The sequence below is a fragment of the Pseudomonas sp. PVC-3-1 genome (assembly GCF_057444315.1).
The window spans coordinates 3,290,721-3,314,165 of record NZ_CM172023.1 but is presented as its reverse complement, the minus strand read 5'-3'; the positions used below and the strand labels follow the sequence as shown (position 1 = coordinate 3,314,165).

General features: G+C 64.8%; 15 protein-coding genes. 9 read left to right on the top strand and 6 right to left on the bottom strand.

Annotated features, from left to right (window positions below; genetic code table 11):
- Positions 1 to 25: 25 nt before the first annotated feature.
- The 4 genes from ligA to AC2T4A_RS15560 all read right to left on the bottom strand — a co-directional run bounded on the left by ligA (position 26) and on the right by AC2T4A_RS15560 (position 7,873).
- Positions 26 to 2,413: an NAD-dependent DNA ligase LigA gene (gene ligA, locus AC2T4A_RS15575; protein ID WP_486741126.1), complete on the bottom strand. Its 2,388-nt coding sequence runs from the start codon at positions 2,411 to 2,413 to the stop codon at positions 26 to 28.
- Positions 2,414 to 2,501: 88 nt separating this feature from the next.
- On the bottom strand, positions 2,502 to 3,392 hold the full coding sequence (gene zipA, locus AC2T4A_RS15570) for a cell division protein ZipA (RefSeq protein WP_416748432.1): 891 nt from the start codon (positions 3,390 to 3,392) through the stop codon (positions 2,502 to 2,504).
- Positions 3,393 to 3,691: 299 nt separating this feature from the next.
- Positions 3,692 to 7,180 carry a chromosome segregation protein SMC gene (gene smc, locus AC2T4A_RS15565; protein WP_416748434.1) on the bottom strand — a complete coding sequence of 1,163 codons (3,489 nt, stop codon included), beginning with the start codon at positions 7,178 to 7,180 and terminating at the stop codon, positions 3,692 to 3,694.
- A gap of 33 nt (positions 7,181 to 7,213) precedes the next feature.
- A complete protein-coding gene (locus AC2T4A_RS15560; protein ID WP_416748436.1) occupies positions 7,214 to 7,873 on the bottom strand; it encodes a GntR family transcriptional regulator in 660 nt (219 codons plus the stop codon).
- Positions 7,874 to 8,056: 183 nt separating this feature from the next.
- Between AC2T4A_RS15560 and AC2T4A_RS15555 the strand changes: the two genes are divergently transcribed.
- The 5 genes from AC2T4A_RS15555 to guaD all read left to right on the top strand — a co-directional run bounded on the left by AC2T4A_RS15555 (position 8,057) and on the right by guaD (position 16,062).
- Positions 8,057 to 9,193 (top strand): alkane 1-monooxygenase, encoded by a 1,137-nt coding sequence (locus AC2T4A_RS15555; protein WP_416748438.1) that lies wholly within the window; start codon positions 8,057 to 8,059, stop codon positions 9,191 to 9,193.
- Positions 9,194 to 9,742: 549 nt separating this feature from the next.
- Entirely contained in the window at positions 9,743 to 11,206 is a 1,464-nt protein-coding gene (gene xdhA / locus AC2T4A_RS15550) for a xanthine dehydrogenase small subunit (protein ID WP_486741125.1), read from the top strand.
- Positions 11,199 to 13,589 carry a xanthine dehydrogenase molybdopterin binding subunit gene (gene xdhB / locus AC2T4A_RS15545; protein ID WP_486741124.1) on the top strand — a complete coding sequence of 797 codons (2,391 nt, stop codon included), beginning with the start codon at positions 11,199 to 11,201 and terminating at the stop codon, positions 13,587 to 13,589. The genes xdhA and xdhB overlap by 8 nt, the downstream gene beginning before the upstream one ends.
- A 224-nt stretch (positions 13,590 to 13,813) precedes the next feature.
- A complete protein-coding gene (gene xdhC / locus AC2T4A_RS15540) occupies positions 13,814 to 14,665 on the top strand; it encodes a xanthine dehydrogenase accessory protein XdhC (RefSeq protein ID WP_416748444.1) in 852 nt (283 codons plus the stop codon).
- A 92-nt stretch (positions 14,666 to 14,757) separates the two neighbouring features.
- Positions 14,758 to 16,062 carry a guanine deaminase gene (gene guaD, locus AC2T4A_RS15535; RefSeq protein WP_486741123.1) on the top strand — a complete coding sequence of 435 codons (1,305 nt, stop codon included), beginning with the start codon at positions 14,758 to 14,760 and terminating at the stop codon, positions 16,060 to 16,062.
- 264 nt (positions 16,063 to 16,326) lie between these two features.
- Here guaD and AC2T4A_RS15530 read toward each other — a convergent pair whose 3' ends face one another.
- Positions 16,327 to 16,749: a universal stress protein gene (locus AC2T4A_RS15530; RefSeq protein ID WP_416748448.1), complete on the bottom strand. Its 423-nt coding sequence runs from the start codon at positions 16,747 to 16,749 to the stop codon at positions 16,327 to 16,329.
- 162 nt (positions 16,750 to 16,911) lie between these two features.
- Between AC2T4A_RS15530 and AC2T4A_RS15525 the strand changes: the two genes are divergently transcribed.
- From AC2T4A_RS15525 to AC2T4A_RS15510, 4 genes are all read left to right on the top strand, one after another.
- Positions 16,912 to 17,835 carry a LysR family transcriptional regulator gene (locus tag AC2T4A_RS15525; RefSeq protein ID WP_416748450.1) on the top strand — a complete coding sequence of 308 codons (924 nt, stop codon included), beginning with the start codon at positions 16,912 to 16,914 and terminating at the stop codon, positions 17,833 to 17,835.
- A gap of 163 nt (positions 17,836 to 17,998) precedes the next feature.
- Complete coding sequence (locus AC2T4A_RS15520; RefSeq protein WP_486741122.1) at positions 17,999 to 19,582, top strand: MFS transporter; 1,584 nt, start codon at positions 17,999 to 18,001, stop codon at positions 19,580 to 19,582.
- Between the two features lie 26 nt (positions 19,583 to 19,608).
- Positions 19,609 to 20,676 (top strand): HlyD family secretion protein, encoded by a 1,068-nt coding sequence (locus AC2T4A_RS15515; protein WP_416748454.1) that lies wholly within the window; start codon positions 19,609 to 19,611, stop codon positions 20,674 to 20,676.
- Positions 20,673 to 22,127: an efflux transporter outer membrane subunit gene (locus tag AC2T4A_RS15510; RefSeq protein ID WP_486741121.1), complete on the top strand. Its 1,455-nt coding sequence runs from the start codon at positions 20,673 to 20,675 to the stop codon at positions 22,125 to 22,127. The genes AC2T4A_RS15515 and AC2T4A_RS15510 overlap by 4 nt, the downstream gene beginning before the upstream one ends.
- A gap of 154 nt (positions 22,128 to 22,281) precedes the next feature.
- On the opposite strand, the gene AC2T4A_RS15505 is transcribed toward AC2T4A_RS15510, so the two are convergent.
- Positions 22,282 to 23,058, bottom strand: coding sequence for a GntR family transcriptional regulator (locus AC2T4A_RS15505; protein ID WP_017517526.1), 777 nt, complete (start codon positions 23,056 to 23,058; stop codon positions 22,282 to 22,284).
- Positions 23,059 to 23,445 lie beyond the last annotated feature (387 nt).

The window sequence follows — 23,445 nt, the reverse complement described above, 5'->3', positions numbered from 1 at the left end:
ATTCTTTGATCGGAAGAAAGGCGTGTCAGGCGCCGATGCCATGGTCGGCCAGCAGCTTGACCAGCTGCTCTTCGTCCATCACAGCGACGCCAAGTTCCTGGGCCTTGGCCAATTTTGACCCCGCTCCCGGCCCGGCAACGACGCAATGTGTCTTAGCCGACACCGAACCGGCCACCTTGGCGCCCAGGCTTTCGAGTTTTTCCTTGGCAATGTCGCGGCTCATGGCCTCCAGCGTGCCGGTCAGCACCCAGGTCTGGCCCGCCAACGGCAGGCCTTCGACCACCTTGCGCTCGCTGCGCCAGTGCATGCCGAACTCCGCCAGTTGTGCCTCGACGGCCTTGGCACGCTCGACACGGGCTGCATCCGCGAAATACTCGCGCACCGACTGCTTGGCCTTCTCGTTCACCCCCTTGAGGGTGCTGAGGTCCAGCCAGTCCTGGCTGAGGGTGATGAGCGCATCGAGACTACCCGTGCGGTCGGCCAGTTTTTCCGCGCCGGTGGCGGCGATGAAGGGAATGTTCAGCTTATCGATGAAGCCCGCCAGCGTGGCGACGGCGGCGAACTCGGCAGATACATCGCCCTCGTCCTGCAGTTCGATGCCGCGCTCCAGCAATTGCTGGATGACGCTGCGGTTGTGCTCATCATCGAAGAAATTGTGAATTTCGTAGGCCACTTCGCCGCCAACATCCGGCAGGTAGGTCAGCACTTCCGGCAACGCCTTCTGGATACGCGCCAGCGAACCCAGGGAGCGTGCGAGCAGCTTGGCGGTTTCCTCGCCCACGTCCGGGATACCCAGGGCGAAGACGAAACGCGCCAGCGCGGGCTTACGGCTTTCGGCAATGGCAGCGAGCAGGTTGCGCGTTGAGACTTCGGCGAAGCCTTCCAGCTCAATGACCTGCTCGAAGGTCAGGGTGTAGAGATCGGCAGGCGATTTCACCAACCCCTTGTCCACCAGCTGCTCGACGATCTTGTCGCCGAGGCCGTCGATGTCCATGGCACGGCGCGAGACGAAGTGGATGATCGCCTGCTTGAGTTGCGCCTGGCAGAACAGCCGGCCAACACAACGGTAGATGGCGCCCTCGCTGACCGACTCCTTGCCCTTGCTGCGCTTGACTAACTGGGTGCGCTCGACCTGCGAGCCGCATACCGGGCACAGGGTGGGGATTTCTACCGGGCGCGCGTCTGCCGGGCGGCGCTCGGAGACGACCTGCATCACCTGCGGGATCACATCGCCGGCGCGGCGAATGATCACGGTGTCGCCGATCATCAGGCCCAGGCGGGCGACTTCATCCATGTTGTGCAGGGTGGCGTTGGACACGGTCACGCCGGCCACCTGTACCGGCTTCAGGCGCGCCACCGGCGTCACGGCACCAGTGCGGCCGACCTGGAATTCCACGTCGAGCAGCTCGGTGAGTTCTTCCCGTGCCGGGAACTTGTGGGCAATCGCCCAGCGCGGCTCGCGGGCGCGGAAGCCCAGCTCACGCTGGAAGTCGATGCGGTTGACCTTGAACACCACGCCGTCGATCTCGTAGGCGAGACTGTCGCGGCGTGCACCGATGTCTTCGTAATAGGCGCGACAACCTTCGACGCCCCTGGCCAGTTTCAGCTCGCGGCTGATCGGAATACCCCAGCCCTTCAGGGCCTCGAGGATATCGACCTGGGTCCCCGGCAGTACGCCGCCTTCGACACGGCCGAAGCCGTAGCAGCAGAACTCCAGCGGGCGGCTGGCGGTGATTTTCGAATCCAGCTGGCGCAGGCTGCCGGCCGCGGCGTTGCGCGGGTTGGCGAAGGTCTTGCCGCCGGCCTCCATCTGCCGCTCGTTGAGCGCATCGAAACCGGCCTTGGACATGAACACTTCGCCACGTACTTCCAGCACCGCCGGCCAGCCCTCGCCCTTCAGGCGCAGCGGCACGTTGCGGATGGTGCGCACGTTGACGCTGATATCTTCCCCAGTAGTGCCGTCGCCACGGGTGGCGCCGCGGGTCAGCACGCCGTTCTCATACAACAGGCTGACTGCCAGGCCATCGAGTTTGGGCTCGCAGCTGTACTCCACCTCGGCACCGCCACCGAACAGGTCGGAAGACGGCAACTGATCGGCGAGGCCTTCGCGCACGCGGCGGTCGAAGTCGTTCAGGTCCTGCTCCTCGAAGGCGTTGCCCAGGCTGAGCATTGGCACTTCGTGGCGCACTTCGCCGAAAGCCGAGGCAGCCGCACCGCCCACGCGCTGGGTCGGCGACTCGGGAGTGATCAGTTCGGGATGCTCGGCCTCCAGCGCCTTCAGTTCGCGGAACAGGCGGTCGTACTCGGCGTCCGGCACGCTCGGCTCGTCGAGCACGTAGTAGCGGTAGTTGTGGTCGTCGAGTTCGCTGCGCAGCTGGGCAATGCGTTCTGCTGCGGTCTGGGAGTCGGTCATGCGGGAATCTCGGGCGGCTGTTTCTGCTTGGGGTAAAAATGCGAAGCCCCAAGGGTCGCTTGGGGCTTCTGTGCAGCGTGCGGAAAGCTTAGCGCTTCTGGGTCAGGGCGCGTCGCTCGAAGTCGATGATGCGCTGACGGTAGTGCTCGATGGTCTGCGCAGTCATCACGCTGCGCTGCTCGTCCTTCAGCTCACCATTGAGCTCCTGGGCCAGCTTGCGAGCGGCGGCGATCATTACGTCGAACGCCTGCTTGGGATGACGCGGGCCCGGCAGGCCAAGGAAGAAGCTCACGGCGCGGGTGCTGAACTGGTCAATGTTATCCAGATCGAAGGTGCCCGGCTTGACCGCGTTGGCCATGGAGAACAGCACTTCGCCGTTGCCGGCCATGCTCTCGTGGCGGTGGAAGATATCCATCTCGCCGTAGCGCAGGCCGCTTTCCAGGATGTTCTGCAGCAGCGCCGGGCCCTTGAAGCCATTCTCGTCGCGGCTGATGACATTGATGATCAGCACTTCCTCGACCGGGGCCTGGGATGCCGAAGGAGCAGCCGCAGGGGCCGCGGGAGCAGTACGCTCCTTGTCTTTCTTGCGCTCTTTCTTCGGCTTTTCCTGGGAGGCTTCGTCCAGCGGATTGGGGAAGTCTTCCTCGTCCAGCGGGCCGAGCAGGTTCGGCGCCGGGTCGTCGAGGTTCAGGTCGCCCTGGCGTGGCTCGCCGCGGCGCTTGCCGCGCGACTCCTTGGCGCTGACCTTGGGCAGGTCTTCCTCGTCCAGTTCCGGCTCGCGGTGCTCGACCACTCGGGACGGCCCGAGCAGTTCCGGGTTGCCTTCATCTCCGTCATCAGGCTGGTTGGCAAATTGGCGATCCAGCTTGAAACGCAGCTTGCCCTTGCCACCCCGCATACGACGCCAGCCGTCGAACAGAATGCCGGCGATGACGATAAGCCCAATGACGATCAGCCATTCGCGCAGACCGATATCCATCTAATCCCGTAGCCCCTGAACAAAAAATGATAATGAAAAAAAGGACATCCTATCCCTTGAAAACGTGGAGCCAACTTCATGTTCTGACTGATGTTTTCCACGCGATACAAAAGTGGGCGTTAAGCTAACACGCTCTCACATAACTTTACACTGTCTGAGGCGACACTCCGCCGCACTCTTTGCAACTTTTCATAGCGGTTGCCGCTGGCGCACCTGAAGCAAATCCTACCCCAATCAAATCAATGCCTTAGGCTTGAAACAAAGCATCTTGCCAGCATAGCCCAAGTTCGCCTGGACGATCACGCTTCGGCGAGCGCAACTGCCTCTTCCACATCCACCGCCACCAGACGCGAACAACCCGGTTCGTGCATGGTCACGCCCATCAATTGATCTGCCATCTCCATGGCGATCTTGTTGTGGGTGATATAGATGAACTGCACTTTCTCCGACATCTCCTTCACCAGCCGCGCATAACGGCCGACGTTGGCATCGTCCAGCGGCGCGTCGACTTCGTCGAGCATACAGAACGGTGCCGGGTTCAGCTGGAAGATCGCAAATACCAGCGCCAGAGCGGTCAGGGCCTTCTCGCCACCGGACAGAAGATGGATGGTGCTGTTCTTCTTGCCCGGCGGCCTCGCCATGATCGCCACCCCGGTATCGAGTAGATCCTCGCCGGTAAGTTCCAGATAGGCGTGACCGCCGCCGAAAACCTTGGGGAACAATGCCTGAAGGCCAGCATTGATCTGGTCGAAGGTTTCCTTGAAGCGGTTGCGGGTTTCCTTGTCGATCTTGCGGATGACGTTTTCCAGGGTATCCAGCGCTTCCACGAGGTCGTCGTTCTGGTCATCCAGGTAGCGTTTACGCTCGGATTGCTGCTGGTACTCCTCGATGGCCGCGAGGTTGATCGGGCCGAGGCGACCGATGCGCGCGGCCAGTTCTTCCAGGCGGGTTTCCCAGACTTTTTCCGCAGCATCGTGTGGCAGCGTACTCAGCACGCCATGCAGGTCGTAGCCGTCCTCGTGGAGCTGTTCCTGCAGCGACTTGCGTCGCACGCTGAGGGCTTGCCACTCCATACGCTGGTGTTCCAGCTGGCCACGCAGCAGTTGTGACTGCTGCTCGGCCTGGGTGCGGCGTTTCTCGGCGTCGCGCAACTGGCGGTCGGCATCTTCGAGGGCCAGGCGTGCGTGCTTGAGCTCGTCCTCCACCGCCATGCGCCGGTCGAGCAGCTCTTCCAGGCGCATGCGCAGCTCTTCCAGCGGCGCGGCGCCCTCCTCCAGGTTGAGATTGAGCTGCTCGCAGCGCTCGACCAGGCGCACGGCCTGGCTGTCCAGGCGCTCCAGCGCCTGGCGGGTGGATTCGTGCTGGGCGCGCAGGGAGCCCACGCGCACAGCCAACTGATGAGCGTGATCCTTGTGCTGGCGGGATTCCTGGCGGATGCGGTCGAGCTTCTCGCGCATGCCGTCGCGCTCGGCCAGCAGCGACTCACGGCGCTCGGTGTCCACGGCCATGGCGTCCAGCGCTTCCTGCAGGCTCAGGCGCGCCTCGCCCAGTTGCTCCTGCTCGATGGCGTGCTGCTCGGCGAGCTCGGCCAGTTCTTCGTCCAGACGCCGGCGGCGCAGGGTCAGCTGTTCGACCTTGGCCTGCTGCGCGGACAGCTGCGCCTTCAGTTCACCCTGACGGCGACCTTCATCCTGCAGGCGACGGCGCACCTGATCGCGCCCCTCTTCGGCCTGCCGCTGCTCGTCACGCAGGCGCGCCAGCTGTTCGTCGATCTCGGCGAGGCGCTGTTCCAGCGTCTCGCGCTCGACGTACAGGCGCTCCAGTTCCTGGCCACGCGCCAGTACACCGCCGTCAGCCGACTCGCCCCGACGCACGCGCAGGAAGTGGCGGCCCACCCAGTAGCCGTCGCGGCTGATCAGGCTTTCGCCCTCCCCCAGCGATGCGCGCTGGTTCAGCGCCTGCTCCAGGGTTTCGACCGGGCGCACGCGGCCCAGCCAGTAGCTCAGGTCGACATTGGTTTCGACCTTGTCCAGCAGGCTGCCGGGACGGGAGACCGCACCGGCGGCCAGATCGAGCAGGCGCAGCTCGCCCTTTTCCAGGGCCTCGAACGGCAACCCCTTCACGTCATCCAGCAACACGCCGTGCAGGTCGGCGCCGAGCACGGTTTCCACCGCCAGCTCCCAGCCCGACTGCACACGCAGGCCTTCGGCAAGCCGCGGGCGCTGCTCCAGCCCTTGCTGACGCAGCCATTGCGCGGTGCCGTCCCCCGGATCGAGCGCTGCCTGTTGCAATGCCTCCAGCGACGCAATGCGGCCATTCAGGCGCTGCAGCTCGCCCTGCGCCTGGTGCTGCGCGGCGGTGCTTTCCTGCAGGGACTGGCGCACGCGCTCTAGGCGCTCGGCCAGTTCCTGCTCCTGAATCTGCGACTCTTCCAGCAGCAACTCGATAGCGGCGACCTGCTCGCCCAGTTCGAGGATCGCGGCGTCTTCCGGATCAGCGGCCAGTTGCGTGCGCTCGTCGCTCAGGCGGCGCTGACGCTCGCCCTGGCGCTCCAGACTCTGCTCCAGGTGCTGGATGCGCGACTGCTGCACTTCGGCTTCGCGGCGCGGTTCAGCGCTCTGCTGGTTGAACGCATCCCAGCGCTGCTGCCAGTCGTGCATGCGCTGCTCGGCGTCCTCCAGCCCGACGGTAGCCTCTTCGGCGGCGGCGGCACTGATTTCCTGTTCCGGGGCCAGGCGCTCAAGTTCCTCGCCCAGGGTGGCGAGCAAGGTACGGTCGTGCCCCAGGTGGGATTCGGTTTCCTGGCGGGTCTTTTCAGCCTCGCGCAGGTCGTCCTGCAACTGGCGCAGGCGCTGCTGGCCATGCTGGATGCTCTGCTCGACGCGGGCGATGTCGCCACCCACGGAATAGAAGCGACCCTGCACCTGGTTGAAGGTTTCCGACAGCTCATGGTGGCCGTCACGCAGGCGCTCGATGCTGGCGTCGGCGCTGCGCTGCTCGGCGACAAGGGCCTCGAAGGCCACTTCCTGATCGCCGATCACCTTCTCCTTCTGCCCGACCTGCTCGTTCAGGTCGCGCCAGCGCAGGGCGCCGAGCTGGGCCTTGAGGGTGCGCTCCTCGGCCTTGAATTCCTGGTACTTCTCCGCCGACTGGGCCTGGCGGTGCAGGCGTTCCAGCTGGCGCTCCAGCTCTTCGCGCAGGTCGGTCAGGCGCGCGAGGTTTTCCTGGGTACGGCGAATGCGGTTCTCGGTCTCGCGGCGACGCTCCTTGTACTTGGAGATGCCGGCAGCTTCCTCGATGAAGTTGCGCAGGTCTTCGGGCTTGGCCTCGATCAGCTTGGAGATCATGCCCTGCTCGATGATCGAGTAGCTGCGCGGGCCCAGGCCGGTTCCGAGGAAGATATCGGTGATATCACGACGCCGGCACTTGGTGCCATTGAGGAAATAAGTGTTCTGGCCGTCACGGGTGACGCGGCGGCGAATGGAAATCTCGGCGTAGCTGGCGTATTCGCCCAGCAGGGTCTGGTCGGAGTTGTCGAAGATCAGCTCGATGGACGCCTGGGTCACCGGCTTGCGCGTGTTGGAGCCGTTGAAGATGACGTCTGTCATCGACTCGCCACGGAGGTTCTTCGCCGAACTCTCGCCCATCACCCAGCGAACGGCGTCGATGATGTTGGACTTTCCGCAACCGTTGGGGCCGACCACTGCCGCCATGTTGCTCGGGAAATTCACCGTCGTCGGGTCGACGAAGGACTTGAAGCCCGCCAGCTTGATGCACTTGAGCCGCATGAGCCCTTCCCCCTCCGTCTCTTAATAGAGAGCTTATCGTTCAGCCAGCGCGGCCAGGACCAATTGGCTGTTGTGTCGACCGTAGTCGAGCAGCACCTCGCGGATGCCCGCCTCGTCGCGGCCCACCACCGCGCGCAGCAGGTCTTCGAAGCTGCCGATGAACTGACTCATCTCGCCTTTGCGGCGTTCCAGGGCCAGATGATAGGTGCGACTGATGGCCGGCAGGAGATTTTCCACGGTTTCCTGCAGGTAGGGGTTGGCAGCGAATGGAAAGGCGGCGCGCATGATGTCGAAGCTGGATTCGACGAATGCATTGATGTCGCCGCGCTCGAGGTTATCCAACAGGCGTTGCTGGATCGCCATGAAGGGCGCCAGGTCGGCTTCTTCGCGCCAGGTCCGGGCCACGGCGCTGGCGAGCATGATGTAGAGCTCCATCACCAGCGAATAGAGGCTTTCCACGTGCGCGGCAGAAAGCTCGGACACCTGCGCACCCCGACGCGGCAGGATCACGACCAGATGGCGACGTTCGAGGATCAGCAACGCTTCGCGGACCGAACCGCGACTGACGTTGAGGGTCTGGGTGACCTTCTGCTCCTGGATGCGCTCGCGCTCCTTGAGTTCGCCCCGGATGATGCGTTCGGCAAGGTGATGCGCGATCTGCTCAGCCAGGCTGTCCGGGGCCTTGAACGTCATGGTTGTCCTTAAGAATCGGGGCGCTTTCGAAGGGGTGTTGCGGACGCGAAGTGTAACACAGGGTGTTACCGCGCCATCCCCCGCCCAGGGTGGACGACAGAACAAAGGTTGGTGCGTCCATCAGAAGGATCAGGCGCAGGATTGTCTGACAATCCTACACAAGAGACGTATCGGGAGTCGTCCATGTTCGCCTTTTTCCTTTCCCCTGCCTGGATGTTGCGTCTCAAGAAAGCCGGTTACTGGATCTGGCTGGTCCCTGTCTTCGGGATTCCCGTCAGCTACTGGTGGTCTTACGGTAGCCAATACCCCAATGCCTGGGCCTGGCTGGTGATCACCGTGGTGTTCGGGGTGATTCCATTGCTGGACTTCGTGGTCGGCCGCGACCCGGCCAACCCCGATGAGATCGATGAAGTGCCGCCCATGGAGCGCGAAGGCTATTACCGCTTCCTCAGCCTGATGACCGTGCCGCTGCTGCTGGGCATGCTGGTCTACGGCGGCTGGGTGCTGGCTACTTATGACGCCTGGAACTGGGTCGGCCAGCTCGGCTGGATCCTTTCCGTGGGCACCGTCATGGGCGCCATCGGTATCACCGTCTCCCACGAGCTGATCCACAAGGATCCGGAACTGGAGCAGAACGCCGGCGGCCTGCTGCTGGCCGCGGTGTGCTACGCAGGCTTCAAGGTGGAACACGTGCGCGGCCACCATGTGCATGTCTCCACGCCCGAGGACGCTTCGTCTTCGCGCTACGGCCAGAGCCTCTACGCCTTCCTGCCCCACGCCTACAAACACAACTTCCTCAATGCCTGGAAGCTGGAGACCGAGCGCCTCAAGCGCAAGGGCCTGCCGGCGCTGCACTGGCGCAACGAGCTGATCTGGTGGTACGTGATCAGTGCGCTGTTCCTGGTCGGCTTCAGCGTCGCTTTCGGCTGGATCGGCGCGGTGTATTTCATCGGCCAGTCGGTGATGGCCTTCACCCTGCTGGAGATCGTCAACTACGTGGAACACTACGGCCTGCATCGCCGCCGCCTGGACAGCGGGCGCTACGAGCGGACTACCCACGAGCACTCCTGGAACAGCAACTTCCTGTTGACCAACCTGTTCCTCTTCCATCTGCAGCGTCATTCCGACCACCACGCCAACGCCAAGCGCCGTTACCAGGTGCTCCGCCACTTCGACGAGAGCCCGCAACTGCCCAATGGTTACGCCGGAATGATCGTCCTGGCGCTGTTCCCGCCGCTCTGGCGCGCAGTGATGGACCGTCGGGTACGCGCCTACTACGCAGGCGAGGAATACCAGCTGAGCGCCACCCAGCAAGCCTGATCAACCAGATCCACGCCTTGGCGGCAAGCCCCACCCCGGCTTGCCGCCTTTTTTGCTTTTTGGGCTTTTTGCTTTTGGGCTTTGGGCTTTGGGCTTTGGGCTTTGGGCTTTGGGCTTTGGGCTTTGGGCTTTGGGCTTGGGCTTGGGCTTTGGGCTTTGGGCTTTGGCTTTGGCTTTAGGTAGGAGCGAGCTTGCTCGCGAAGCTCTTCTCCCTGGGACTGCCCTCCCCCCAACTCTCCCCCAAAGAGAGGGAGCGCATCGGCATGCCCGACCAGTATCGCGCTCACCGGCAATCACGGCTGTTCGCGAGCAAGCTCGCTCCTACAAAAGCGCGCAGTTGCTGGACGTCGGCCAGATAACGCTGATCCGGTATGCACCCACCGCGCTCACCCGCAATCACGGCTGCTCGCTCCTGCAAAAGCGTCACTCATCACCCGCGGAAAAACTTTCTGACCATTCGGACAGAAATTTTATTGACTCAAAAGTCAGCTTTCCATAAATTCGCCTCCAGTGCCCTACCAAAAACAAGAATCAGCCTGGAGGCAAGCCTTGATCAGGTTCCTGCTCAATCGCGAGCTGCGCGTCGAAGACCGCCTCGATCCCAATCTCACCGTGCTCAACTACCTGCGCCAGACCCTGGGCAAGACCGGCACCAAGGAGGGTTGCGCCTCCGGTGACTGCGGCGCCTGCACGGTGGTCGTAGGCGAACTGGTCGGCGAAGAAGGTGCCGAGCGCGTCCGCTACCGCACCCTCAACTCCTGTCTCACCTTCGTTTCCTCGCTGCACGGCAAGCAGCTGATCAGCGTCGACGACCTCAAGCACCGCGGCGAACTGCACGGTGTGCAGCAAGCCATGGTCGATTGCCACGGCTCGCAGTGCGGTTTCTGCACCCCTGGCTTTGTCATGTCGCTGTTCGCCCTGCAGAAGAACACCGCGGGCGAAACCGCCGACGAGCGCAAGGCCGAAGCCCATGAAGCGCTGGCCGGCAACCTGTGCCGCTGCACCGGCTACCGCCCGATTCTCGATGCCGCCGAGCAATCCTGCTGCCAGAAGCAGCCGGACCAGTTCGACGTCGCCCAGCCCGAGATCATCGCCCAGCTCAAGGCCATCGCCCCGCGCGAAACCGCCGAGCTGAACAGCGGCGACAAGCGCTGCCTGCTGCCGCTGACCATCGCCGACCTGGCCGATATCTACACCGCCAATCCGCAGGCACGCCTGCTCGCCGGCGGCACCGACCTGGCCCTGGAAGTCACCCAGTTCCACCGTGAACTGCCGGTGATGATCTACGTCGGCCACGTCGAGGAAATGAAGCGCGTCGAGGTCTTCGACGACCGCATCGAGATCGGCGCGGCGACTCCGCTGACCGACTGCTACGAAGCCCTTTCCCGCGACTACCCGGACTTCGGCGAACTGCTGCACCGCTTCGCTTCGCTGCAGATCCGCAACCAGGGCACCCTGGGCGGCAACATCGGCAACGCATCCCCCATTGGCGACTCGCCGCCACTGCTGATTGCCCTGGGCGCGCGCCTGGTGCTGCGCAAGGGCAACGAACGTCGCGAGATGCCGATCGACGAGTACTTCATCGACTACAAGGTCACCGCGCGCCAGGAAGGCGAGTTCATCGAACAGGTGATCATCCCGCGCCCGCAGGCCAGCCAGGCGTTCCGCGCCTACAAGGTCTCCAAGCGCCTGGACGACGACATCTCCGCTGTCTGCGCCGCCTTCAACCTGACGGTCGAGAACTGCAAGATCACCGCCGTACGCACCGGCTTTGGTGGCATGGCCGCCATCCCGAAACGTGCCAAGGCCTGTGAAGCCGCCCTGCTCGGCCAGACCTTCAACAGCGCCACCTTCGAACGCGCCGCGCTGGCACTGAGCGAGGACTTCGCGCCGCTCACCGACTTCCGTGCGAGCAAGGAATACCGCCTGCTCACCGCGCAGAACCTGCTGCGCAAGTGCTTCCTGGAGCTGGAAGCCCCTCAGGCCGTAACCCGGGTGACCCACTATGCATAAGCCCCAGAAAAGCCAGGAAGAACTCGCCGCACTGTTCCGCGCCGACCTGACCACCGGCGTTGGCCGCAGCGTCAAGCACGAGAGCGCGCCCAAGCACGTCAGCGGCGAAGCGCAGTACATCGACGACCGCCTGGAATTCCCCAACCAGTTGCACGTCTATGCCCGCGTGAGCGACCGCGCCCATGCGCGCATCACCAAGCTGGACGTCAGCCCCTGCTACCAGTTCCCCGGCGTCGCCATCGCCATCACCAAGGATGACGTGCCCGGCCAGCTGGACATCGGCCCGGTGGTCGCCGGTGACCCGCTGCTGGCGGACGGCAAGGTCGAGTACGTCGGCCAGATGGTCATCGCCGTGGCCGCCGACAGCCTGGAAACCGCGCGCAAGGCGGCCATGGCCGCGATCATCGAGTACGAGGACCTGGAACCGGTGCTCGACGTGGTCGACGCACTGCGCAAGAAGCACTTCGTGCTCGATAGCCACCAGCACAAGATCGGCGACTCCGAGGCGAAGCTCGCCACTGCGCCGAACCGCATCCAGGGCACCCTGCACATCGGCGGCCAGGAACACTTCTACCTGGAGACGCAGATTTCCTCGGTGATGCCCACCGAAGATGGCGGTGTGATCGTCTACACCTCCACGCAGAACCCCACCGAAGTGCAGAAGCTGGTGGCCGAAGTGCTGGGTATCTCCTTCAACAAGGTGGTCATCGACATGCGCCGCATGGGTGGCGGCTTCGGCGGCAAGGAAACCCAGGCCGCTGCGCCTGCCTGCCTGTGTGCGGTCGTCGCGCGTCTCACCGGCCGCCCGGCGAAGATGCGCCTGCCGCGTGTCGAAGACATGCAGATGACCGGCAAGCGCCACCCCTTCTACGTCGAGTACGACGTGGGCTTCGAGGATGACGGCCTGCTGCACGGCATCAATATCGAGCTGGCCGGCAACTGTGGTTACTCCCCGGACCTCTCCGGCTCCATCGTCGACCGCGCGATGTTCCACTCCGACAACGCCTACTTCCTCGGCAACGCCACGGTGAACGGTCACCGTTGCAAGACCAACACCGCGTCGAACACCGCCTACCGCGGCTTCGGCGGCCCGCAGGGCATGGTCGCCATCGAGGAGATCATGGACGCCGTCGCGCGCCATCTGGGCAAGGACCCGCTGGAAGTGCGCAAGCGCAACTACTACGGCAAGGACGAGCGCAACGTCACCCACTACTACCAGCAGGTGGAACACAACCTGCTGGAGGAAATGACCGAGGAACTGGAAGCCAGCGCCGAGTACGCCAAGCGCCGCGCCGAGATCCGCGCCTTCAACGCCAGCAGCCCAGTACTGAAGAAGGGCCTGTCGCTGACCCCGGTAAAATTCGGCATCAGCTTCACCGCCACCTTCCTCAACCAGGCCGGCGCGCTGATCCACATCTACACCGACGGCAGCATCCACCTGAGCCACGGCGGCACCGAGATGGGCCAGGGCCTGAACACCAAGGTTGCCCAGGTGGTGGCCGAGGTGTTCCAGGTCGACATCGACCGCGTGCAGATCACCGCCACCAACACCGACAAGGTGCCCAACACCTCGCCGACCGCCGCGTCCTCGGGCGCCGACCTGAACGGCAAGGCCGCGCAGAACGCCGCCGAAATCCTCAAGCAGCGCCTGGTGGAGTTCGCCGCCAAGCACTGGAAGGTGACCGAGGAAGACGTCGAGTTCCGCAACAATCAGGTGCGCGTGCGCGACCTTATCCTGCCTTTCGAGGAGCTCGTGCAGCAGGCGTACTTCGGCCAGGTGTCACTCTCCTCCACCGGCTTCTACCGCACACCGAAGATCTTCTACGACCGCAGCCAGGCGCGCGGCCGGCCGTTCTACTACTTCGCCTATGGCGTGTCCTGCTCGGAAGTGATCGTCGACACCCTCACCGGCGAGTACAAGATGCTGCGCAGCGACATCCTCCACGACGTCGGCGCCTCGCTGAACCCAGCCATCGACATTGGCCAGGTGGAAGGCGGTTTCGTCCAGGGCATGGGCTGGCTGACCATGGAAGAACTGGTGTGGAACGCCAAGGGCAAGCTGATGACCAACGGCCCGGCGAGCTACAAGATTCCGGCCATCGCCGACATGCCGATCGACCTGCGGGTGAAGCTGGTGGAAAACCGCAAGAACCCGGAGCAGACGGTGTTCCACTCCAAGGCCGTCGGCGAGCCGCCGTTCATGCTGGGCATCTCGGTGTTCTGCGCGATCAAGGACGCCGTGGCCAGCCTGGCCGACTACCGCGCCCAGCCGCAGATCGACGCCCCCGCCACTCCCGAGCGCGTGCTCTGGGGCGTGGAGCAGATGCGCAAGCTGAAGCTGGCCCAGGCCGAGAAAGCACCGGCTCAGGTCGAGCCGGCGTGATGTGACCATGGGGCACCGCTGGCAGGGAGAGACGTCCCCACTTCCGTCCTCCACCCCGCCAGCGGCGCCCCACCCTTTCAAGTACCGTGGAACGCCGAACGCGCCCCACGAACTGACAGACATGCGTAGGAGCGGACTCCGTCCGCGATAGGTCCGCATCGCGCCGGATGCCATCGCGGACAGAGTCCGCTCCTACGAGAAGGCTACCCTTGAGGTTCGAAACGATGAACTGGATCAGTGCCCTCGCCGACCTGCAACAGCGCGCCGAAGCCAGCGTGCTGGTGACCATCATCGAAGAACGCGGCTCGACCCCGCGCAATGCCGGCTCGAAGATGGTCGTCAGCGCCGACAAGCTCTACGACACCATCGGCGGCGGTCACCTCGAGTTCAAGGCCATGGCCATCGCCCGTGAGATGCTGCAGAACCGCGAGCGCGAACCGAAGCTGGAGCGTTTCAGCCTCGGCGCCAGCCTCGGGCAGTGCTGCGGCGGCGCCACGGTGCTGCTGTTCGAACCCATGGGCCAGCCCCAGGCGCACATCGCCGTGTTCGGCGCTGGCCACGTCGGCCGTGCGCTGGTGCCGTTGCTCGCCAGCCTGCCGTGCAAGGTGCGCTGGATCGACTCGCGGGAAGCCGAGTTTCCCGATTACATCCCTGAGGGCGTGAGCCGCGCAATCAACGAGGATGTGATCGACGAGATCGACGAAATGCCCGCCGGCAGCTACTTCATCGTCATGACCCACAACCACGCGCTGGACCTGGAGCTGACGGCGAAAATCCTCGAGCGTAATGACTTCGCCTATTTCGGCCTGATCGGTTCCGACACCAAGCGCGCCAAGTTCGAACACCGCCTGCGCGACCGCGGCTTCGCCGCCGACACCGTGCAGCGCATGCGCTGCCCCATGGGCATCAGCGAGGTAAAGGGCAAGCTGCCGGTGGAGATCGCCGTGTCCATCGCCGGCGAAGTGATCGCCACCTACAACGCCACCTTCGGTCAGCAGACCAGCAAAGGCGAGAACACTGTGGCCAAACTGTTACCCACGAGCCGCCGCGCGCGCACCGCAGAGAGCGGCGCCTGAGATTTCCATAGCATGGGCACATGTCTATTGCGCCCATCCCGCCCCGGCGCCAGCGCGCGCCCCGGCCCCGAAACACGACTGAAGAGAGATCGATGAGCACTCAAGCCAAAGCCTACCGCGCGAGCATCCTGCACAGCGTCGCCGACCCCGCCGAAGTCGGTGTGGAGAATTCCTACCAGTACTTCGAGGACGGCATCCTGCTGGTGGAAGACGGCAAGGTCGCCCGCCTCGGCCACGCCACCGAGCTGCTGCCACAACTGGGCGGCGTGGAAGTGGTCGAGTACCGCGACGCGCTGATCACCCCCGGCTTCATCGACACCCACATCCACTACCCGCAGACCGGCATGATCGCCTCCTACGGCGAGCAACTGCTGGACTGGCTGAACACCTACACCTTCCCCACCGAGAAGCAGTTCGCCGACCCGGCCCACGCCGCCGATGTCGCCGGCATCTTCCTCAAGGAACTGCTGCGCGCCGGCACCACCACCGCGCTGGTATTCGGCACCGTGCACCCACAGTCGGTGGATGCGCTGTTCGGCGCTGCTGAAAAGCTCGACCTGCGCCTGATCGCCGGCAAGGTGATGATGGACCGCAACGCGCCGGACTACCTGACCGACACCGCCGAGAGCAGCTACACCGACAGCAAGGCGCTGATCGAACGCTGGCACGGCAAGGGTCGCCTGCTCTACGCAGTGACTCCGCGCTTCGCCCCGACCAGCACGCCGGAGCAGCTCGACGCCGCCGGCCGCCTGCTCAAGGAGCATCCGGGCGTGTACATGCACACGCACCTGTCGGAAAACCTCAAGGAAATCGAGTGGGTCAAGGAGCTGTTCCCGGAGCGCAAGGGCTACCTGGACGTCTACGACCACCACGGCCTGCTCGGCCCGCGCTCGGTGTTCGCCCACGGCGTGCACCTGTGCGACGGCGAGTGCCAGCGCCTGGCGGAAACCGGTTCTGCCGTGGCCTTCTGCCCGACCTCCAACCTGTTCCTGGGCAGCGGCCTGTTCGACCTGGCGAAACTCGAGAAACACAAGGTGAAAGTCGGCCTGGGCACCGACGTCGGCGCCGGCACCAGCTTCTCCCAGCTGCAATCGCTGAACGAGGCCTACAAGGTGATGCAGCTGCAGGGCATCAAGCTGGACCCGTTCAAGTCGCTGTACCTGGCCACCCTCGGCGGCGCCCGCGCGCTGGAACTGGAAGACAAGGTTGGCAGCTTCGCCCAGGGCAACGAGGCCGACTTCGTGGTCCTCGACTACAAGGCCACCCCGCTGCTGGATTATCGCCTGCAGCAGGCCAAGACCCTGGAGGAGAAACTCTTCGCACTGGTCATCCTCGGCGACGACCGTACCGTGAAGGAAACCTTCGCGCACGGCCGCAACGTGCATCGCCGCGGTTGACCCCTTACGGCTTCGGCGCCGGGTCCTCGCTCAGGACCAACCCGGCGCCGGGGCCGCTTTTCTTTCCAGATGCGTGTCGCCTCTATTTCGGCGCCAGGCTTCCCGACGTACATAGGAGCGGACTCCGTCCGCGATCGATTCCCGGCAACGCGACGGTGCCAACCTGGGTTCGCGAGCAAGCTCGCTCCTACGAAGATCGCGCCGGTGCGGGCCTGTAGGAGCGAGCTTGCTCGCGAACCGCACGGCACCGAGCCAACAACGCCCCTACTCCCGCACCTCGACCAACACCGGACACGGCGCCCGCTCGATCACCCGCTGCCCTACCGACGGGTCCAGCAACCGCTCGATACGCCCCAGGTGCCGGTGGCCGATCACGATCAGGTCGCACTCCAGGCGCTGCGCCTCGCGCAAAATCGCGCGGGCTGGATCGCCCGCTACCACAGCCCCGGACGCCACGCATGGCTGGAGCTGCGCCAGCGCATCATCCACCAGCGCCTGGGCTTCGTGCTGCTCCTGTTCAGCCGGCGGGTACTCCAGGGCATCCTGGCGCGGCATGGCAAAGGCACGATCCACTGCGCAGACAACATGCACTGCCGCTTCGCTGCAACGCGCCAGCTCTGCGGCGCTGGCGATGATCCGTGGCGACTGCGCCGCACCATCGATGGCCAGCAGAATCCGTTTGAACATGCCTTCTCCCTCGAAGAACGAAATCAGCGTCATTCTTCGGGTAGCGCCATGCCCCGTAAAGGCACGCCGAACGTAAAGAACCATTGCGTCAAACGCATGCTTGCTCATCGGGCCCGTCGCAATGGAACATGAATAGCATCGTGCCAACCCTCCGGAGTCGCCATGGCCCTGCCCGATCTCAACCTGCTGGTCGCCCTCAACATCCTGCTCGAAGAAGGCAGCGTGGTCGGTGCGGCGCGACGCATGCACCTCAGTGCACCCGCCATGAGCCGCACCCTGTCGCGCATTCGCGAAGCAGTGGGCGACCCGATCATGGTCCGCGCCGGGCGCAACCTGGTGCCCACACCTCGTGCATTGCAACTGCGCGAGGAAGTCAGCGACCTGGTGGAGCACGCCACGCGCCTGTTCAATGCCAAGGAAAACCTGCGCATGGACCAGCTCGAGCGCTGCTTCGTGCTGCGTTCCAACAACGTGCTGGTGGGCGGCTTCGCCTCGCGCATGCTGGCGGTGATGAAGGAAGAAGCGCCGCGCTGCAGCCTGCGTATTGCCCCGGAAGCCGACTTCGACGACGAAGCCCTGCGGCAGAACCGCATCGACCTGTACATCGGCGGCGCTTCGACGCTGGAGCCGGAAATCCGCACGCAGACGCTGTTCACCACCAATTTCGTCGGCCTGGCGCGACGCGATCATCCCATCTTCGATGACGAGATCACCGCCGAGCGGTTCGCCTGCTTCCCCCAGATCAGCGTGTCGCGGCGCGGCAAGTCGCGCGGACCGATCGACGAAGAACTGGCGAACCTGGGGCTGCACAGGGAAATCCGCCTTACCGCGCCGACCTTCCACTCCTCGATCTTCGCCCTGCTGGAGTCCGACCTTGTGCTGCCCATTCCCGAGCATTCGCTGTGGCGTCTCGATCGCCTGGGCTTCGCCCTGCGCCAGTTCGATATTCCCCTGCCGCTCAAGTCGGTGGTGATCATCCAGGCCTGGCACCCGCGCTTCGACAACGACCCGGCGCACAGCTGGCTGCGACAGACGGTGAAGCGTGTGTGCACTGAACTGCGCGAGAGCTCCGGCCTGCTGAGCTGACTGCATAATCAGTGCACCAGACACACTGATTAGCTGCAATCATTTCAATTTCCACAATTAACGCCCTTCCCTAGACTCGGTCGCAAATACCCGAGTTGATTCCTATGCCTTGCACAATACCGCCCTCCGGCGGCGGCATCGGCCATCCCCATGGAGGCCGGCCATGACCGCGCTCGCCCCGATTTCCGCCGCCAGCCTGCAATCGGCCGCACAGCCTGCCAAGCCCGTGGCGCAGCCGTTCGGCCTGCGCATCGTGGTCGGCATGATTGGCGTACTGATCGCGTCACTCAGCGCCGGCCTCAATGAGAAGGTCACTGACCTGGCCATGACCGATGTGCGCGGCGCACTGTCCATCGGTCACGACGAAGGCACCTGGCTGATCGCCCTGTACTCGGCGGCGCAGGTCGCCGCCATGGCCTTCGCGCCCTGGTTCTCGGTCACCGTGTCACTGCGCCGCTTTACCCTCGGCGCCATCGCCATGTTCGCCTTGCTGGCACTTCTCTGCCCGTTCGCGCCGAATGTCGAAACGCTTTACCTGCTGCGCCTGCTGCAGGGTTTCGCCGGTGGCTGCATGCCGCCGATGCTGATGACCGTGGCGCTGCGCTTCCTGCCGCCGGGCATCAAGCTCTACGGCCTGGGCGCCTATGCGCTGACCGCTACCTTCGCGCCTAACCTGGGCATGCCGCTGGCGGCGCTGTGGACCGAATTCGTCGGCTGGCAATGGGTGTTCTGGCAGGTCATTCCGCTGTGCGCGGTGGCGCTGGCTGCCGTGGCCTGGGGCATCCCGCAGGACCCGCTGCGCCTGGAGCGTCTGCGCCAGTTCGATTACCTGGGCATCACACTCGGCCTCCCAGGCGTCCTGATGCTGGTGATGGGCCTGCTGCAGGGCGAGCGCCTGGACTGGTTCGAATCCGACCTGGTCACCCTGCTGGTGGTCGGTGGTGCCGGGCTGCTGGTGGCGTTCTTTATCAACGAGTGGACGCACCCGCTGCCCTTCTTCCGCCTGGACATCCTCAAGCGGCGCAACTTCACCCACTCGCTGATCACCCTGGCAGGCGTGCTGGTAGTGCTCGGCGCCTGCTCCGGCGTGCCAGCGTCCTACCTCGCCTCGGCCCACGGCTATCGCCCGCTGCAATCGGCCCCCATGGCGCTGCTGGTGGCGCTGCCCCAATTGATCTCCCTGCCGCTGATTGCCGCGCTGTGCAACATCCCCCGCGTGGATTGCCGCTGGGTGCTGGCCATCGGCATCAGCCTGTGCGGCCTGTCGGCCTTCGGCATGAGCCAGCTGACCAGCGAATGGACGCGGGAGAACTTCTACTGGCTGCTGGCGTTGCAGATCATCGGCCAGCCAATGGCCATCGTGCCGCTGCTGATGTCCGCCACCAGCGTGGTCGCCCCCATCGAAGGGCCGTTCGCCTCGGCCTGGTTCAACAGCGTGCGTGCGTTCTCGGCGGTGATGGGCAGCGCCATCGTCTCGTTCTTGATGACCTGGCGCGAGCACTACCACTCCAACCGCCTGGTCGATCACCTGGGCAACGCCTCGCAAGCCCTCGGCTTGCGCCTGGAACAACTGGGCGGCGCCGAGAGCATTGGGCGCCTCGCCGGACAGGTACGCGGCCAGGCCAGCGTGCTCGCCGCCTCCGACACGCTGCTGGCGATGGCCTGGCTGGCCGCCGCCCTGCTCGTGCTGATTCCCCTGATGCCGCTGCGGGTCTATCCGCCGCGCCCCGTGGTTCCTGCTAACTGAACTTCTCCTGATTGAAAGGTCTGCCCATGTCGAAACTAAGCTCCCGTCGCGGCAGTCTGGCCCTGGTTGCCGTGCTGCTGCTCGCCCTAGTCATCTACCTGCTGCTGCGCCTGTTGGGCCCCGCCCGCGAGCAGAGCACCGACGACGCCTATATCCATGCCGACTTCACCCTGGTGGCGCCGAAGATCGCCGGCTTCATCGAGGAAGTGCTGGTGGAAGACAACCAGTCGGTGAAGGCCGGGCAGGTTCTCGCGCGCATCGATGCCCGCGACTACCGCGCAGCGCTGGAAGCCGCCGAAGCCGACGTGCTGGCCGCCGAGGCGCGTCACCACCATGTCGCCGCCGACCTCGAACGCCAGCAGGCGGTGATTGCCCAGAGCGCCGCCCAGGTGCAGGCCGACCAAGCCGCGCTGACCTTTGCCGCGCAGGAGCTCAACCGCTACCAGCACCTGGCTACCCAGGGCGCTGGCACCCTGCAGAACGCCCAGCAGGCGCGCTCGCGCGTCGATTCGGCGAAAGCCGTTCTGGAGAAGAACAAGGCCGCCGCGCTGGCCGCCCGCAAGCAGCTCGACGTGTTGCTGGCCCAGCAGGCCGAGGCTCTCGGCGCACTGAAGCGCGGTCAGGCGCAGTTGCAGCAGGCGCAACTGAACCTGTCGTACACCGAGATCCGCGCGCCCTTCGACGGCATGGTCGGCCGCCGCGCCGTGCGTGTCGGTGCCTACACCACGCCGGGCAATGCGCTCCTCGCGGTGGTGCCGCTGCAGAATGCCTACGTGGTCGGCAACTTCCAGGAAACCCAGCTGACCGACGTACAACCTGGCCAGGCCGTGGAGATCAGCATCGACACCTTCCCCGGCGAAAAACTGCGCGGCCACGTCGACAGCATCGCCCCGGCCACCGGCCTGAGCTTCGCGCCCATCGCCCCGGACAACGCCACCGGCAACTTCACCAAGATCGTCCAGCGCATCCCGGTGAAGATCGTCCTCGACGCCGACCAGCCGCTGCGCGACAAACTGCGCGTGGGCATGTCGGTGATCGCGCGGATCGACACCGGCAAGCACGCCAGCAATGAGCAGAAGGTGGCCGTGCAATGATCGCCGCCCGCACGCCCCCGTTCCTACTGGCGGGCCTTGCCCTGCTCGCGCTCGGCGCCTGCAGTGTCGGCCCGGATTTCCAACGCCCTGGCGATGCAGACGCGGTGAACTGGTCCACCCAGCGCGGCCAGGCGCCTAGCCAGGCGCTCAACGCGCCCATGGAAGCGCAATGGTGGAAGCTGCTCGGCGACCCACGGCTGGATGACCTGCAACGCCGCGTGGCCGCCGCCAACCTCGACCTGCGCGAAGCCGACGCACGCCTGCAGCAGAGCCGGGCGATCCGCCAGGCGCTGGGCGGAGATGCCGTGCCCAATGTCGGCGCAGACCTAGGCTACCAGCGCAAGCGCAACAGCGAAGTGGGCCTGAACGACCCCTCGGGCAAAGCCGGCAAGGACAGCTTCAACCAGCTCGACGGCGGCTTCGACCTGTCCTGGGAGCTGGACTTCTGGGGCCGCGTACGCCGTGAACTGGAGGCTGCCGATGCGAACGTCCAGGCCACCGAGGAAAGCCGCCGCGACGTGCTCGTCTCGGTGCTCGCCGAGACCGCGCGCAACTACCTGCAGCTGCGCGCCGAACAGGACCTGGAAGCCATCATCCGCAGCAACCTGGAGATCGCCCGGCGCAGCTTGGAGCTGACCCGCCTGCGCCGCGCCGATGGTGTCGCCACCGAGCTGGATGTCGCCGAAGCCCTGACCCAGGTCGCCAGCATCGAAGCGCGCCTGCCCGACAGCCAGAAGCGCCAGGCACGGCTGATCAACGCCCTGGGCTATCTGCTTGGCGAGGCTCCCGGCGCGCTGCAGGCCGAACTCGCCCAGGCCAGGCCCGTGCCGCAGCCGCCCCGTGGCGTGCCGATCGGACTGCCTTCGGAGCTGGCCCAGCGCCGCCCGGATATCCGTCGTGCCGAAGCCACGCTGCACGCTGCCACCGCCAGCATCGGCGTGGCCACGGCAGACTTCTACCCGCGCATCAGCCTCAACGGCAGCTTCGGCTTCCAGGCGCTGCAACTGTCCAACTTTGGCGACTGGAACAGCCGTACCTTCGGTATCGGTCCGAGCGTGTCGCTGCCGATCTTCGAGGGTGGCCGCCTGAAAGGCATGCTCGCCCTGCGCGAAGCGCAGCAACAGGAATCGGCCATCGCCTACCGCCGCACGGTGCTCAACGCCTGGCGCGAGGTGGACGATGCACTCACCGACTACGCCGCCGACCAGCGCCGCCTGGCCAGCCTCGACACCGCCGCCGAGCATGGCCGCACCGCCCTGGCCAACGCCCGCGAGCAGTACAAGGCCGGTGCCGTGGACTTCCTCAACGTGCTCAGTGCCCAACGCGAACTGCTGGCTACCGAGGAGCAACAGGTGCGCGGCCGGGAAGCCGTGGGGACGACGCTGGTGCTGCTCTACAAATCGCTGGGCGGAGGCTGGCAGCAAACCCCGAATTCCACAGCCTCCCTGTAGGAGCGAGCTTGCTCGCGAACCCGCATCACGCCGGAGCCTCAAGGTATAAAGCGTTCGCGAGCAAGGACTGGACGTCCCCCTCGCTCCTACAAAAGGCCGTCGGTGCTGAAACGAAAAAGCCCCGCAGATTCGGGGCTTTTTTCTGGCTCGGCGATCAGGCCGCCGAGTCGGCGTCTGCCTTGCTACGGCGCGGCTTCTTCTTGCCGGCCAGCAGATGCGAGAACACCGCGTGCAGGTCGCCGGAGGCGCCGTCCACGTCCAGGTTCAGCTTATCGTCGATGTGCGCCATGTGGTGCATCATCAAGGTCACGGCCTTTTCCTTGTCACCCTTCTCGATGGCGTCGAGGATCTCGTTGTGCTCGTCGAACGAGCAGTGCGAGCGACCGCCGCTTTCGTACTGGGCGATGATCAGCGAGGTCTGCGAGACCAGGCTGCGCTGGAATACCACCAGCGGTGCGTTCTTCGCCATCTCGGCAAGCTTCAGGTGGAACTCGCCGGAGAGGCGGATGCCCGCGCCACGGTCGCCACGGGCGAAGCTGGATTGCTCCTGCTTCACCATGTCGCGCAGTTCGGCGAGGGTATCGCTGCTGGCGTTGTCCACCGCCAGCTCGGTGATCGCGCGCTCGACGGTGCGGCGGGCGAAGAGAATCTGCCGAGCTTCGTCGATGCTCGGGCTGGCCACCACGGCGCCACGATTGGGACGCAGCAGGACGACCTGCTCGTGGGCCAGGCGCGACAGGGCGCGGCGGATGATGGTGCGGCTGACGCCGAAGATTTCGCCGAGGGCTTCTTCGCTCAGCTTGGTACCGGGCGCCAGGCGCTGCTCGAGGATGGCGTCGAAGATGTGCGCGTAGACGATCTCGTCCTGCGTGCCGCTGCGGGCCTTGCCATTGCGCGGCTGCTTCCTGATCTGTTGCAACTGGTCGGTCATCGGAGTCGAACCCTGCTCAGCCGGTGCGAACCGGCACGAAATCCGTGGGGGGCTGAAGTGAAACTGGCCGCGGGCCAGGCATGGGGCACAGTGTACACAAAGTGGCCACTATCGTGCAGCCGTCACGAACGACTCTCGATCGCTGCCAATGCCGCGCCATGCGTGGGATGAATCGTTTCCATCCTGCGACCATTCCGAGCCTTTTCTTGTAAAAATCTTTCATCCAGGCACTAAACATTATTTGAACTTTTTGTACACAACTGCATAATCGCGGCGTGACTTCCTGACCCAAAGGTCAACATTCACACCCTCACAACTCTTTCCGTTAGCGCAAGGGACGCAGGTGAACCAGCCGACGGCAAGGGACCAACAACAAGAGCGTTGAGG

Excerpts from the sequence above, each read along its gene's own strand:
- smc (WP_416748434.1), bottom strand. The coding sequence starts at position 7,180 with ATGCGGCTCAAGTGCATCAAGCTGGCGGGCTTCAAGTCCTTCGTCGAC.
- AC2T4A_RS15515 (WP_416748454.1), top strand. The coding sequence starts at position 19,609 with ATGTCGAAACTAAGCTCCCGTCGCGGCAGTCTGGCCCTGGTTGCCGTG.
- AC2T4A_RS15560 (WP_416748436.1), bottom strand. The coding sequence starts at position 7,873 with ATGACGTTCAAGGCCCCGGACAGCCTGGCTGAGCAGATCGCGCATCAC.
- AC2T4A_RS15525 (WP_416748450.1), top strand. The coding sequence starts at position 16,912 with ATGGCCCTGCCCGATCTCAACCTGCTGGTCGCCCTCAACATCCTGCTC.
- guaD (WP_486741123.1), top strand. The coding sequence starts at position 14,758 with ATGAGCACTCAAGCCAAAGCCTACCGCGCGAGCATCCTGCACAGCGTC.
- AC2T4A_RS15505 (WP_017517526.1), bottom strand. The coding sequence starts at position 23,058 with ATGACCGACCAGTTGCAACAGATCAGGAAGCAGCCGCGCAATGGCAAG.
- AC2T4A_RS15530 (WP_416748448.1), bottom strand. The coding sequence starts at position 16,749 with ATGTTCAAACGGATTCTGCTGGCCATCGATGGTGCGGCGCAGTCGCCA.
- xdhC (WP_416748444.1), top strand. The coding sequence starts at position 13,814 with ATGAACTGGATCAGTGCCCTCGCCGACCTGCAACAGCGCGCCGAAGCC.
- AC2T4A_RS15555 (WP_416748438.1), top strand. The coding sequence starts at position 8,057 with ATGTTCGCCTTTTTCCTTTCCCCTGCCTGGATGTTGCGTCTCAAGAAA.
- AC2T4A_RS15520 (WP_486741122.1), top strand. The coding sequence starts at position 17,999 with ATGACCGCGCTCGCCCCGATTTCCGCCGCCAGCCTGCAATCGGCCGCA.
- zipA (WP_416748432.1), bottom strand. The coding sequence starts at position 3,392 with ATGGATATCGGTCTGCGCGAATGGCTGATCGTCATTGGGCTTATCGTC.
- ligA (WP_486741126.1), bottom strand. The coding sequence starts at position 2,413 with ATGACCGACTCCCAGACCGCAGCAGAACGCATTGCCCAGCTGCGCAGC.
- xdhB (WP_486741124.1), top strand. The coding sequence starts at position 11,199 with ATGCATAAGCCCCAGAAAAGCCAGGAAGAACTCGCCGCACTGTTCCGC.
- AC2T4A_RS15510 (WP_486741121.1), top strand. The coding sequence starts at position 20,673 with ATGATCGCCGCCCGCACGCCCCCGTTCCTACTGGCGGGCCTTGCCCTG.